Annotated in this window: 12 protein-coding genes; 7 read left to right on the top strand and 5 right to left on the bottom strand. The window is 48.0% G+C overall.

The features are described 5' to 3' along the window. Positions 1–51 precede the first annotated feature (51 nt). A complete protein-coding gene (locus tag SHEWANA3_RS05625; protein WP_011625531.1) occupies positions 52–465 on the top strand; it encodes a thioesterase family protein in 414 nt (137 codons plus the stop codon). Positions 466–473: 8 nt separating this feature from the next. Here SHEWANA3_RS05625 and SHEWANA3_RS05620 read toward each other — a convergent pair whose 3' ends face one another. Next, positions 474–2000 (bottom strand): GGDEF domain-containing phosphodiesterase, encoded by a 1527-nt coding sequence (locus SHEWANA3_RS05620; protein WP_011716178.1) that lies wholly within the window; start codon positions 1998–2000, stop codon positions 474–476. An 85-nt stretch (positions 2001–2085) separates the two neighbouring features. Then, positions 2086–2925: an HDOD domain-containing protein gene (locus tag SHEWANA3_RS05615; RefSeq protein WP_011716177.1), complete on the bottom strand. Its 840-nt coding sequence runs from the start codon at positions 2923–2925 to the stop codon at positions 2086–2088. Between the two features lie 373 nt (positions 2926–3298). On the opposite strand from SHEWANA3_RS05615, the gene yegQ reads away from it, so the two are divergent. Both yegQ and SHEWANA3_RS05605 read left to right on the top strand, forming a co-directional pair. Next, positions 3299–4663, top strand: a complete 1365-nt coding sequence (gene yegQ / locus SHEWANA3_RS05610; RefSeq protein WP_011716176.1) for a tRNA 5-hydroxyuridine modification protein YegQ — start codon at positions 3299–3301, stop codon at positions 4661–4663. A gap of 3 nt (positions 4664–4666) precedes the next feature. Beyond that, positions 4667–4918, top strand: a complete 252-nt coding sequence (locus SHEWANA3_RS05605; protein ID WP_011716175.1) for a YfhL family 4Fe-4S dicluster ferredoxin — start codon at positions 4667–4669, stop codon at positions 4916–4918. 86 nt (positions 4919–5004) lie between these two features. Here SHEWANA3_RS05605 and SHEWANA3_RS05600 read toward each other — a convergent pair whose 3' ends face one another. Continuing rightward, on the bottom strand, positions 5005–5541 hold the full coding sequence (locus SHEWANA3_RS05600) for an SCP2 sterol-binding domain-containing protein (RefSeq protein WP_011716174.1): 537 nt from the start codon (positions 5539–5541) through the stop codon (positions 5005–5007). 138 nt (positions 5542–5679) lie between these two features. On the opposite strand from SHEWANA3_RS05600, the gene SHEWANA3_RS05595 reads away from it, so the two are divergent. Beyond that, positions 5680–6681, top strand: a complete 1002-nt coding sequence (locus tag SHEWANA3_RS05595) for a peptidase U32 family protein (protein ID WP_011716173.1) — start codon at positions 5680–5682, stop codon at positions 6679–6681. 31 nt (positions 6682–6712) lie between these two features. Next, positions 6713–7585, top strand: a complete 873-nt coding sequence (locus SHEWANA3_RS05590) for a U32 family peptidase (protein ID WP_041412953.1) — start codon at positions 6713–6715, stop codon at positions 7583–7585. Positions 7586–7619: 34 nt separating this feature from the next. Here SHEWANA3_RS05590 and SHEWANA3_RS05585 read toward each other — a convergent pair whose 3' ends face one another. Further along, on the bottom strand, positions 7620–8336 hold the full coding sequence (locus SHEWANA3_RS05585) for a hypothetical protein (protein WP_011716171.1): 717 nt from the start codon (positions 8334–8336) through the stop codon (positions 7620–7622). Between the two features lie 704 nt (positions 8337–9040). Here SHEWANA3_RS05585 and SHEWANA3_RS05580 point away from each other — a divergent pair. Beyond that, on the top strand, positions 9041–10399 hold the full coding sequence (locus SHEWANA3_RS05580; RefSeq protein WP_011716170.1) for a YjiH family protein: 1359 nt from the start codon (positions 9041–9043) through the stop codon (positions 10397–10399). A gap of 580 nt (positions 10400–10979) precedes the next feature. Here the strand turns inward: SHEWANA3_RS05580 and SHEWANA3_RS05575 are convergent. Next, on the bottom strand, positions 10980–11459 hold the full coding sequence (locus SHEWANA3_RS05575) for a hypothetical protein (RefSeq protein WP_041412566.1): 480 nt from the start codon (positions 11457–11459) through the stop codon (positions 10980–10982). 592 nt (positions 11460–12051) lie between these two features. On the opposite strand from SHEWANA3_RS05575, the gene SHEWANA3_RS05570 reads away from it, so the two are divergent. Continuing rightward, the gene (locus tag SHEWANA3_RS05570) at positions 12052–13125 is read left to right on the top strand and encodes a UDP-2,3-diacylglucosamine diphosphatase (RefSeq protein ID WP_011716169.1); all 1074 of its coding nucleotides are present in this window, start codon (positions 12052–12054) and stop codon (positions 13123–13125) included.

Here is a 13125-nt window from a genome sequence, read left to right as displayed (position 1 = left end):
CGATAAACCGCTAGACTGCGCTCACTCAACATACTTCATATCGAAAACGCCATGCCGCAATTTAGCCCAAGTTATTCTTTCCCTGTGCAAATTTACTATGAAGATACCGATTTTTCTGGCGTGGTGTATCACCCGAACTTTTTGAAATACTTCGAGCGCGCCCGTGAGCATGTGATTGGCGCCGAGCGCTTACGCGACCTCTGGCAACAGCAGCAATTGGGTTTTGCGGTGTATCGCAGCGACATGTTGTGCCACGAAGGGGTGGAGTTTGCCGATATCATCGATATCCGCACTAAGTTCTACTTTGAGAGTAAATATCGCACCGTCTGGCATCAGGAAATTTGGCGCCCAAATGGTAAAAAACCCGCGGTCACCGCCACCATTGAAATGGTGTGTATGAATCAGGCGCGCCAACTTGCGCCCATGCCCGCCGACTTAATCGCCCAATTAAGCCTAGGGATGTAAAGCTTAGTCTAAGGATGTGAACCATTAACGCAGAGCATTTCGGGTCTGGGTCTTAGCTGGTTCCAGTTCATTTCAAGCTCTGCGGCCCGCATCGGCTTGGCATAAAAAATCCCTTGAATACGGTCGACGCCCATCTTCACTAACATATCGTGGATATTAAGGGTCTCAACCCCTTCGACCGTCACCTCATAGCCGAGCTTTTTCGCAATATTAATGCTGGCCTCAAGGATATATTCTGAAGGCTGATTAGGCTCTAGATCCCGAAGAAAGGCTTTATCAATTTTGACTTCATTGGCGGGTAAATGCTTTAAATACGCCAGCGATGAATGACCCGTACCAAAGTCATCGATTGCCAATTTCACCCCAAGACGACGGATCTGTTCTAAAGTATCCACGGCCTTGTTTAAATCGGCCATCAGAGTGCTCTCGGTGATCTCAATCATCAAGCATTCTGGCGGTAATTTATAATGCTCGAGGCGAGTCGCGATATCATGGGGCAAAGTTTCACTGTCGAGATCTCGAGTCGAGAGATTAAGCGCCACACACACAGACACGCCCGCCGCACGCCACTTTACCTGCTGCTGTAACACTTGCTCCAGCGCCCAATTGCTCACTAAATCGATCATCCCGGCGCACTCTGCCAGCGGAATAAATTCTCCGGGGGAAATAAACCCGAGCTCCTCATGCTCCCAACGGATCAAGGCTTCGACTTGGGTGCAGGCGCCCGTGTGAATATCCTGCTTAGGCTGATACACCATATACAGATGATTTCGCTGCAAACCACTGGGAAGGCTGTCGATAATCTTAAGCTCCCTCAATTGGCGGATATCATCATTCTCACTGTAACAGGCGATGGCGCTACGGGTCGCGCGGGCCTTTTTAAGGGCAAGATCCAGCCTTCTGAGCATATGGCTGACATCGGCATGATGCTTAGCAAGTTGCAGACACCCAATCTGCATCCGCACACTGACGGGGGTATCTTTAATTTTAAAGGGCACCTGTAGTCGACCGCGTAAATGCAGCAGTTGCTCCTCGGACAGACTTTGCTCGTAATAGAGGAAAAACTCATCGCCGTTTAGGCGCGCAATCAACTTAGGTTTAAGGCTTAGACTGGTTAAGCGCTCGGCAAACTGTTTAAGCAGAATATCGCCAAACACAAAACCAAAGAGATCATTTACATAGCGAAAGCGATAAATATCGATAAGCACTAAAGTGCCTTGGGTGATGGGCATCAATGCGGTCAGTGAACGCTTAAGCCCGACACGGTTATTCAACCCTGTGAGTTTATCCTTACCCATGCCCGCAGGCAGCGCTGCGAGCATCTCGTTTAAGGAATGGTAAAGCGGTGCAAACTCCTGCGGCACCACAGGTACATTCAAAGGACGGCGTTCAATCTTTTGCTGATCGAGCTGCGGGCATAATTGCGCCAAAAATCGCTGCTGTAACCGCAGCGCTTGGTATCTAGCGAGTAATATATAAAGCACGGCTATCAAGATGATGCCCAGTGCTAAACCGATAAATCCCAGAATAACCATAATTTGGCCTCAATCTTACCACGTAAGCTTAACCACCATTCTCCCCTGACTCAGGGCAAGAATGGCTTCCCTATAGGCCCTACGACTACTGGTAACTCTCTCTGATTGAATGGAATTTATCCATAAATTCGTCACTAGCTAAATCATTCGCCGAGACGGGTAAACCACGACTCACAAAGACTTCCATCCGTTGCTCGAAATCGGCTCCGGCACGTAACTCACCGGTGTAAAAGGCTGCGGCACGGATAAAATCTAAGTAGGTCACATGGTCTGGCAGATAAGGTAAATCCGCCCAGCGCTCAACCACTTCCATCACCTCTGGCGCAAAATCCCAACTCTTTAATACTGCGCGTCCTAATGGGCCTTGCATTTTACGTACTAAAGAGCGCAATTGATCAATACTGGTGAATAACTCTGGATGGGCTTCGGCTTCGGTCAATACAGGTAATGCACCGATATTATGGACTAAACCTGCCAGTGTTAAGGTATCTAAATTGAGCTGCCCAGGGTGACGTCTATTATACATTTGCAACATGGCACAGGCGGCCGCCGTTACTTCAATCGAGGTGCGCCACACTTCATCCATCACTTCCCATACCATTTCATTGGTGGAAATAAATAGCTGCTCCATCGCCACTGAGGTCGCAATACTCTTGATTTGGATGAGGCCAATGCGAGACACAGCGCTACTAATGCTCTCGGCGGGAATGCCGCGGCTATATAAGGCACTGTTGGCCACTTTAATGATACGCGCCGAAATCGCCGCGTCTTGACCTATCACCTCACCCACTTGCTTTAGGCTCGCATCGGAGCGACTCACCACTTCTTGCACCCGCATGGCCACTTCGGGCAGGGTTGGCAACACTAAAGCATCATCTTTTAATTTTTTGAGTAATCCGACTAACAGTAGATGTTCAGTAGACATCTTCGCTCCCATCAATCTGCAAACATAAATCTTCAATAGTTGGAGTATATCAGTTGCCCACCGATTGATGGGCAGAAAAAAGCAACAGACGTTAATTATTTGTATGACGCTGTTATCAATTTCACCCAGAACGGCATACGAAACTTCTTGGCTATCCCTTGATTCACTTAAGCGAAATCGCACTAAGCAGACGAGACGTCGTCAATCCACAGACAAGCGTCATCCCCCGCCATCACCTAGCTTAGGGGTATATTCGTAAAATGCGAACTATACCTAATCTTAGACGAGGTGATTTGCATAACCCTACTTTGATTGTGTAAAATGCCGCCCCCGCGCACTGCGCCTCCATCTACCAACCAATTCGAGAGTCATTATGTTTAAACCTGAGTTGTTATCTCCCGCTGGGACGCTGAAAAACATGCGTTACGCTTTTGCCTATGGTGCAGATGCCGTGTATGCCGGTCAGCCGAGATACAGCCTGAGGGTTCGTAATAACGACTTCAAAATGGAAAACCTCGCAACGGGTATCGAAGAAGCCCATGCGCTGGGTAAAAAGCTTTATGTGGTGAGTAACATTGCTCCCCACAACGCCAAGCTCAAAACCTATATCAAAGATATGGAACCGGTAGTGGCGATGAAGCCCGATGCGCTGATCATGTCAGATCCAGGCCTTATCATGATGGTGCGTGAGGCCTTCCCTGAGCAGGTAGTGCATTTATCGGTGCAAGCCAACGCCATTAACTGGGCGTCGGTCAAATTCTGGCAGACTCAAGGCATTAAACGGGTGATTTTATCCCGCGAATTGTCCTTAGATGAAATTGAAGAAATCCGTCAACGCTGCCCCGATATCGAGCTAGAAGTGTTTGTCCACGGCGCCCTGTGTATGGCTTACTCTGGCCGTTGTTTGCTGTCGGGTTATATCAATAAGCGCGATCCAAACCAAGGCACTTGCACTAACGCTTGCCGCTGGAAATACGATGTGCACGAAGCGCAGCAAACTGACTCTGGCGATATCATTGCCACCCCCAATGCGGTGCAAATCGAGACGCCAACCTTAGGCACGGGTCCTGCGACCGACCAAATCTTCCTGCTTCAAGAGGCCAATCGCCCCGGCGAATACATGCCAGCGTTTGAAGATGAGCATGGCACTTATATCATGAACTCTAAGGACTTGCGTGCAATCCAACACGTTGAGCGTTTGGCGAAAATGGGCATCGACTCGCTGAAGATCGAAGGCCGTACTAAGTCGTTTTACTATGTGGCCCGTACCGCCCAGCTATACCGTCAGGCCATCGACGATGCCGCCTCAGGCAAGAGCTTCGATCGCAGCTTGATGAACCAACTCGAAGGCTTAGCCCACCGCGGCTATACGGAAGGTTTCTTACGTCGCCACGTACATGATGAATATCAAAACTACGACTATGGTTACTCGGTCAGCGATACCCAACAATTTGTGGGTGAATTAACCGGTAAACGCAATCTGGCTGGCCTTGCCGAAATCGAAGTGAAGAACAAATTCTCTGTCGGTGATAGTGTTGAATTAATGACGCCACAGGGCAATATCAGCCTCACCATCGAGCAACTCGAAAACCGCAAAGCCGAATCGGTTGAAGCGGGATTAGGTTCGGGCCATACCGTTTACTTGCCCGTCCCGAAAGAGGTTGATCTGCACCACGGCATTTTACTGCGTAACCTGCCCCAAGGTCAGGATACCCGCAACCCACACGAAGCAGGCTAAGGCATGGCATTACTGATCGACGACAGCTGCATCAATTGCGACATGTGTGAACCTGAATGTCCGAATCAGGCCATCACCATGGGGGAAGAAATCTACGAAATCGACCCAGAGCGCTGCACCGAATGCGTAGGCCATTACGATAAGCCGACCTGCGTCTCCGTCTGTCCGATTGATTGTATTGACCCCGATCCTAACCGCGTCGAGTCCCGCGACGAGCTATTGGTCAAATTTGCCATACTCACGCAAAAAATTTAAGTGAGCATCGACCGTTTAAGCTAAACAAAAAGCCCCGCTATGTCAGCGGGGCTTTTGTTTATCGGTTGATTACAGCCAAGTTCGCATCAGCTTAAGCTTGGGGATTTAGCCAAAATCACCGTCGGTTTTGCCTCAAGCTGCAAACGCACAATGGCATCGGCCAGCTTTTCAACGCTTAAGCGAATGGGTGTCGGCAGGCTGGCAAACTCGATACTCAGCAGCAGGTTTTTCACCTCAAGCCCTAACTCGGTATCGCCTTCGATGCTCAGTTTGCGTTGGAAAAACAGTGTATCAGGGTCTTCTTTTGCCGCAGCGACCAATAAGAGCTCGGCGGAATTGGCACTGAAGCTGACCTCGGCATCGGTCAGCTCACGCACCTGCCAGCGACCATCGAAACTCACTTCAAAATACAGATTTAAATCTTCAACCCGAATCGCAACCCACTTACCCGCCAAGAAATCTAACTCGCCATCTTCAGCCTGCGGCGCCAGCAGCTGCGTTAGGAGTTGGCTAAGCACCTTGGCCTTGAGGCTAAAGGGCACTTTGGAGAGTGGTAAGCGGATCAGCTTTGGGGTGAGTTCAAGCAGTTGTTTTGCAAGGTTTGCTGAAAAAACAGCGGACATAATCAGTTACCTAAGGATAAAAAACACTATATCTCCCAGTTTACCGAGATTTTATGATCTTAAACCTGTTTTAAATCAATTCACCGCCAATCAATCTTCCCTACACTCTGCCCCTGTTATTTTATCGGGAGCACCATTATGGAGTTGTTGTGTCCAGCAGGAAACCTGGCCTCGCTAAAGTCGGCGCTGCAGGCCGGAGCCGATGCTGTCTACCTTGGGTTAAAGGATGATACCAATGCACGTTCATTCGCGGGCTTAAACTTCACCCCCGCAAAATTACAGGAAGCCGCCGAACTGACCCATCAGCGGGGCAAAAAAATCTTCCTCACCTTGAATACCTTTCCTAAGCCGAATGAGGAACACCGCTGGTATCAAGCCATCGACTTGGCGGCCAGCATTGGCGTCGATGCCTTAATCGTCGCCGATCTGTCACTGCTCGACTATGCCCACAGGCAATATCCGCATATTCCGCTGCATTTATCGGTACAGGCGAGCGCCACCAACTTGGGCGCACTGAGCTTTTATAAAGAAGCTTTTAATATCGCGCGGGTGGTGTTACCCAGAGTGCTGTCTATGAAACAAGTGCGCGATTTAGCTAAGGTCAGCCCAGTCGATTTAGAGGTCTTTGCCTTTGGCAGCCTGTGCATCATGGCCGAAGGTCGCTTCCACTTATCCTCCTATGTTACCGGCCAATCGCCAAACACTGGCGGCTCTTGCTCTCCGGCAAAACACGTGCGCTGGCAGGAACAGGGGCAAGACAGATTGACCCGCCTCAACGAAGTCTTAATTGATAAGTCAGGGCTCGATGAACAAATGGGCTACCCAGTCGTCTGTAAGGGCCGTTATCTCACCCAAGACGATGATAAGCCGCAATATCTGCTCGAGTCTCCCACCAGCTTAAATACCCTTAGCCTGCTGCCTGAGCTTGCCAAGGCGGGCATAGTGTCACTTAAGATTGAGGGGCGTCAGCGCAGCCCAGCCTATGTAGAGCAAGTGACTAAGGTGTGGCGTCAAGCGATTGATACTTATCTTAATCAGCCAGATAAATTCCAGACGCAGGCCCATTGGGAGCAAGCCCTCGCGAAAGTCTCCGAAGGGCAAATTACCACCTTAGGCGCCTACGAGCGTGACTGGCAATAGCCCTAGCGATAACCACGAAGAAGAAACGATTATGAAAATTTCCCTCGGCCCACTGCTCTATTGCTGGGAAAAACAGCAGGTCATCGACTTTTATCAGCAGGTGGCCAACAGCCAGATCCCGTTAGTTTATCTGGGTGAAGCCGTTTGTAGCCGTCGACGCGAGCTCAAGTTTGGCGACTATCTCGAACTGGCCAAAATGCTTAAATCTGCGGGTAAAGAGGTGGTGCTGTCGACGCTCGCCCTTATCGAAGCGCCCTCAGAATACACAGAGCTTAAACGTCAGGTCGACAATGGCGAATTTAGCATTGAGGCCAACGACATGGCGGCCGTGTATCTCGCTAAGGAGCACAAGCTGCCCTTTGTCTGCGGTGCCAGCATCAACAACTACAACCGCGCCAGTTTAGATATTTTGCAGCGCTTTGGTATGCATCGCTTTGTGATGCCTGTAGAACTGTCTAAGACTTGGCTAAACCAAGTAATAGAGAGCAAGCCCGTATTCGAAGTCGAAGTGCTTGGCCATGGCTACTTGCCACTCGCCCACTCGGCGCGCTGCTTTACCGCTAGGCATCAACACTTGTCGAAGGACAGCTGCGAAACCGTTTGCCGCCAATACAGCAAGGGCTTACTGGCACAGACGCAAGAGGCGCAACCTTTGCTCAGGTTAAACGGCATCCAAACCCAGTCGGCCAGCTGTGTCGATTTACGCAGCGAAATCAATGAAATGATAAAGATGGACGTCGATGTGTTTCGGGTTTCGCCCAGCAGCTTAGCCTGCATCACTAAGGCCGATGCGCTGGTCGAGGCGTTAAAGACTGGGGCAACAGACGCTCACTACCCTCTTAACGATGAGCACTGTAACGGTTACTGGTTTGGCGAAGCGGGACTGAAATCCTTAAGCTACTGAAATACTTAAGCTGATAGCATTATGGGCTATCAGCTTAATCATTCACTCGGGAGCTTGCTCCTGAGCGAGTGATTGTGGAGTAAGCAGCAGCGCTTGCCGTCCAACTTAATAAACTCCCAAGCGCAATCCACTCCAACAATGCTGGCCACCACAAATCGGGCCTAGGCAGTTGCAACACCATTTCTTGATAGAAGGGCCTGTCCCCCTCGGTTAAGCCCAGCTCTAATAAGGGCGCGTAGAGAAAGGTCATCATACTCAGCAATACCACAAGCGCTAACAATAGCGTCCAAGATTGTCGCCTTTGTGAATTAAGGCCAGCCCACAGCAGATAACAGATGGCACTCGAACTGCCGAAGTAGAAAAACCATTTCAGGGCGAGGATATGTAGGTGATACACATTGACCGGAAACAATCCCACGCAGGCCAAGGCTAAAAACGTCAGCGCCAGCGCGCAGTAAAAGGGATAGCCCCAAAAACCACTTACGGTTTGCAAGGATGAAAGGCAGTAAAACACAATGCTTAAGCTACCAAAAAACAAGCCGCCATTGAGTACCACTGCAAGAGCGGAATGCCCATAGGTTCCCAATTCACTCAAGGTATGATTCAAAAAGTTGAAGGCTCGAGTCTCGGTCTGATCGAAGCCTAACACCGCCACGCCTATCCCGAGCAATAATCCAAAAATACCAAGAAAACCAAACTTAGTGGCGAGCGAAAAACCTCTTGTCGCGACATTCATTTTTGTAACAGTCATGGATAATTTAGCTAAACAAAAGTAGTACTAACTTACATGGAATTGAAAAGAATTAAAGCGGCGTTCATCCTCTTTAGAAGAAATATTTTATTTCACCACTATTTACGCTTATTTAGTCACTCGCGCGCTGCGCCCGCACTTAGTCAATATTCAATTTAAAATATGCAAATACCGACTAAAAACCGCATAAAAATGCACAACTCATTCAACAACACTGAGCTTATTGTCGGCGATAACGTCGCCATTACAATTCGCGTTAACTGCTTCACATTGTATGGTGAGCAACTAGAGCGCTATTGCCATTAACGGATAAATAATCCGCAAAAGCGGAATATTCGAAGAATCTAAGGGAAAATTTTGTACAAAATCCCCCATGGCCGCTAACAATATCAAGAATAAAACAACTCGATAAACCCGCTGCAACACCAAGATTTAATTGCATGATTTAGTTATCAAAACATCTAGCTTTCGCTAAATATCCGCCAAGATAAGCATTCAGAAATAGCCCAAATAACTATGCTATTTTGCTGCTTATCTCAAACAAATTTCCGAATCGTTTTACATAGCGGCGCTAAGCGAGTAATCTTCCCCCTTCTCGATTTTGAGTTGAATGAAAATGCACCTAACATCCGCCTAACATGCGGCTTTGAGGGGCAATTTGTTCAAGTTTATTTGTGCGACTCGTACTTTTAAGGTGTACACCATTGGCTACTGAATATAAAAACCGCAACATTAAGACGATACTCACCTTTATCGTCCCTTCGCTGATCGGTCTGCTGCTGTTTATGACCCCTATCAGCTACAACGATGCGATTACCATTCCCATCGCAATCATCTCTAAAGCACTGCAAAGCGTGTTAAGCGATGTATTAACCTTAATCGTGACTGTGATTGTTGTCGCCATGGCCTTGGCTTCGTTGCTGACTAAGTTACTCAAACCTAAGTTTGTGTTGAACAATCACTTTCTCAATGGGTTACTCAACATCAGCCCGCTGTGGCTTGCGACGCGCGTCGTCGGCGCTGTATTTATTGTGCTGACCTACTTTGGCATTGGCCCCGAAGCCATCAACTCTTCAAGCACTGGCGCCTTAGTACTGAACGACCTATTACCCGTACTCTTCTCGGTGTTTATCTTCGCCGGTATGTTACTGCCACTGCTGTTAAACTTCGGTCTATTAGAGCTATTTGGCACCCTGCTGACCAAGGTAATGCGCCCCGTGTTTAACCTGCCAGGTCGCAGCGCCATCGACTGTATGGCCTCTTGGTTAGGTGATGGTAGCGTTGGGATTTTGCTAACCAGCAAGCAATACGAAGCGCGTTTTTACACCCAAAGAGAAGCCGCGGTTATCGGTACTACCTTCTCGGCGGTATCAATTACCTTCAGCTTAGTGGTGATCTCGCAGGTGAAGTTGGAACAAATGTTTGTCCCCTTCTACCTGACCGTATGTTTAGCGGGTTTTGCGGCGGCCGTGATTGTGCCTAAGCTGCCACCGCTGTCCTGGAAAAAAGATAACTATATCGACGATACGCCACGTCAACCCGACGATGAAATGATCCCCGCTGGACACGGCGCACTCTCTTGGGGCTTTGATAAAGCGCTTGAGAAAGCCGCCAGTGCTGGTGGTGTCAAAGCCGTTTTAAATGAAGGCGTTAAAAACGTTATCGATATGGTATTTGGCATTATCCCAGTGGTAATGGCCATTGGTACTACGGCGCTGATCATCGCTGAGCATACGCCTATCTTCAATTACTTAGGTATGCCGTTTATTCCGTTACTGGAACTGCTGCATATCCCAGAAGCCACCGAAGCCTCTAAAACTATCGTTGTGGGCTTTGCCGATATGTTTATCCCGTCGATTTTAGCCAGCTCTATCGAATCGGATATGACCCGCTTTGTGATTGCAGCCTTATCAGTAACCCAGCTGATTTACATGAGTGAAGTCGGCGCACTGCTGATTGGCAGTAAGATCCCAGTGAACTTTGTTGAGCTATTCGTCGTGTTCGTACTGCGCACCTTAGTCACTCTGCCAGTGATTGCCGGCGTGGCTCACCTGCTGTTCTAAGCGCAACATCACCTTAAATATCAAGGGGAGCCAGATTCACTGACTCCCCTTTTTTATACTGATTCAAACACGAATTCGTACACAAACAGGCAGTTTTGATTACTTCGTTGAGTGTGGGTTAGTCGTGCAAATTCCACTCATCACCATATAACTCAGTTTTACAGGAAGTCATTTAGATTTTCTGGATACTACTGCTGAAGGATAAAGCTTGGCCATTTAATTCTTTAAGTGCTGGCTTTTGGTGAGCCATGGCATTCTCTCACCGACACGCAGCAAGTCCATCCTTGGATGCTCGACCGCCCCGTCCATGGGGCGGACGGTCGTCTCGCTAATCGCCATGGCTCACCTGTTTAGAATCGGCGAAGCCTGTTTGTTTTAAAGAAGATAGTGACTCGTTTTGGGACAAAAGCATGTTAGATTCCCAACTCTAATTATTGAGTTTCGGATTAAAATTTCTATGGAGATAACGCCCGCTTAAGGGGCAGACAACGCTACTACCAACTTTCGCATAACATCGTAACCACAAAAACCAACGCATGGTAAAAATGCCGCGCGTTGGCTGTCCCTCTTGAAGCGTTTGTTAGGCTTTTTGATCAACGTTAAATATAGCTGTACAACCCAATCCAGTAGAATGAAGTATCATATTTACGCCCCCTTTATTCTGCATCCAGATGTAATCTCCAGTTTCAGCAACATAGTCAAAAGCAGACATTTCCTTAGCGTATGCCATACATGATTTTGAAGATTGAATTACTGAAGTAAGGTCATACTTGCATTGAGTTCCAACTTTAAACAACGTAACTTTGTCAAAAACAGAATCCCCTTTGCTACCCCAAGTACCAATCATTGTAAGTTGATTTGGGTTGTCATTATGTTTGGTAACATTAATGCGTATGTCAGAGCCTCCCGCATTTTCATATATCTTTTTTATAGCAGTATCACAACCTGTAAAGCCTTGGTTATGAGCTTGTTTTACTGCAAAAGCTATAAACTCAGGATCTCCAGAAAAGGATGGAGATGAGATAAAAAGTAATGATAGTAACGTAGTTCTAATTTTCATAAATATTCCTCAATAGTAATTTGTAAGCCTAACATTTTATTCATGCGCATGCGCGTTTACCTCGTTAGACCAGTGAAAGCGCGCACGGTTAACTATCTGTATGCAAAGAACTTATCAGCTTTCTGCCAAATACACCATCTGGAAAAACACGCATGCGCGTTTTCCAAACCTATTAACTAAAATTCAGTTACTATATTCACCTGATTTTATAGCGTTTTATTTTTTGCAGATAGAGTTAATGCGCACTGATATTGTCAGAAAATCATACCAAAACACCCAAATTTAAATATGACTGTATATCCATGCATTGTTAGCCGATTTCTTGTAAGACCAAACATAGGCAAATAGATAAGAATATGTATGGCAGCAGGTGTAGGAATTTTCGGTTAAGCTAACGAGCCGAAACACGAAATGGGGCAGAAATGAGTTAACTCAATCTATCAACAGTCAATGCATCCAGAATGGAATCTGATGGGTTAACTCCAGCCTAATCCACCTTGTTGTCATCTGCATGTCACTTAAGCTTCATCATTCAGTCAAAGCGCGTCACTAATCTCTAAGGCAGTCAACAGCCGCATAGGGTGAATATGAGATGACTGGAGCTAATTACAGGGGACTTGATCGCACGCTTATCGACGCACTCAAGGCTCCCCGCAACTCTTCCCGTAACACTCCTTCCAACTCTTCCGACAATGCTCCATCCAGTGTTTACGACACTTCCTTCTCAACATCACATATTGCCAGCGCTGCAAATAGCCAAACCATCACAGTCAACGGCCTCTGGTTATCGGATATCCATCTAGGTTGTAAGGATTGCAAAGCCGACTACCTGTTAAGCCTGCTAAATACCGTGCGTTGCCAGCACTTGTATCTGGTCGGCGATATTGTGGATCTATGGGCGCTCAAACGCCGCCTGCACTGGCCCGAGAGCCACAATAAGGTATTGCAAAAGCTGATTGAACTGGCACAAAACGGCACTCAGGTGATGTATCTGCCGGGTAACCACGATGAGTTACTCAAGCCCTATGCCGAACTGACGCTGCTGAATATCAAAATTGCCCGCCAACATATTCATCAAGGTATTGGCGGCCACAAACTGTTAATGCTGCATGGCGATCAGTTCGATGCCGATGTTTGCGTTGGCCGCTTCTACGCCATCTTGGGCGATCATCTCTACGACTTATTGCTGTTCCTCAACCGCAATCTCCATCGCCTGCGTGAGCGTTTAGGCTACCCGTACTGGTCTCTCGCCAGCTATATCAAATCCCGCGTTGGCAAGGCGCAGACGGCTATCGCCCGTTTCCGCCAAGCCGTGGTGAATTATGCCCAGCACTATGATGTGGATGGCGTCATCTGCGGCCATATCCACCAGCCTGAGTTATCGATTCACCCTCGAGAGAACCAATACACCACGCCGGATAAGCGCCAGATAGTCTACGCCAATGATGGCGACTGGGTCGAAAACTGCAGCCTAATCACCGAAACCTTAACTGGGGAACTACAGCTCTGCCGCTGGAACGAGCAAAGCTTAAACCTCGATATTCTGAGCAGTATTGTGCTGGCGCAAACGCCGCCTAAAGCGCCTGTTAACGCCCCAAAACCTATTCCACAAACGGCCACACACAGCCCCAAACAAGCAGAAATCCAACCAAGGGATGTCGCCTAA

This window comes from Shewanella sp. ANA-3, from assembly GCF_000203935.1.
In the GTDB taxonomy this organism is placed as follows: Bacteria; Pseudomonadota; Gammaproteobacteria; order Enterobacterales; family Shewanellaceae; genus Shewanella.
The sequence above is the reverse complement of the archived record's forward strand: the minus strand, read 5'-3'. Positions and strand labels throughout refer to the sequence as shown.

What these genes read in the sequence shown, in the direction of transcription:
- SHEWANA3_RS05625 (WP_011625531.1), top strand. Translation starts at nt 52, where the DNA reads ATGCCGCAATTTAGCCCAAGTTATTCTTTCCCTGTGCAAATTTACTAT.
- SHEWANA3_RS05620 (WP_011716178.1), bottom strand. Translation starts at nt 2,000, where the DNA reads ATGGTTATTCTGGGATTTATCGGTTTAGCACTGGGCATCATCTTGATA.
- SHEWANA3_RS05615 (WP_011716177.1), bottom strand. Translation starts at nt 2,925, where the DNA reads ATGTCTACTGAACATCTACTGTTAGTCGGATTACTCAAAAAATTAAAA.
- yegQ (WP_011716176.1), top strand. Translation starts at nt 3,299, where the DNA reads ATGTTTAAACCTGAGTTGTTATCTCCCGCTGGGACGCTGAAAAACATG.
- SHEWANA3_RS05605 (WP_011716175.1), top strand. Translation starts at nt 4,667, where the DNA reads ATGGCATTACTGATCGACGACAGCTGCATCAATTGCGACATGTGTGAA.
- SHEWANA3_RS05600 (WP_011716174.1), bottom strand. Translation starts at nt 5,541, where the DNA reads ATGTCCGCTGTTTTTTCAGCAAACCTTGCAAAACAACTGCTTGAACTC.
- SHEWANA3_RS05595 (WP_011716173.1), top strand. Translation starts at nt 5,680, where the DNA reads ATGGAGTTGTTGTGTCCAGCAGGAAACCTGGCCTCGCTAAAGTCGGCG.
- SHEWANA3_RS05590 (WP_041412953.1), top strand. Translation starts at nt 6,713, where the DNA reads ATGAAAATTTCCCTCGGCCCACTGCTCTATTGCTGGGAAAAACAGCAG.
- SHEWANA3_RS05585 (WP_011716171.1), bottom strand. Translation starts at nt 8,336, where the DNA reads ATGACTGTTACAAAAATGAATGTCGCGACAAGAGGTTTTTCGCTCGCC.
- SHEWANA3_RS05575 (WP_041412566.1), bottom strand. Translation starts at nt 11,459, where the DNA reads ATGAAAATTAGAACTACGTTACTATCATTACTTTTTATCTCATCTCCA.
- SHEWANA3_RS05570 (WP_011716169.1), top strand. Translation starts at nt 12,052, where the DNA reads ATGACTGGAGCTAATTACAGGGGACTTGATCGCACGCTTATCGACGCA.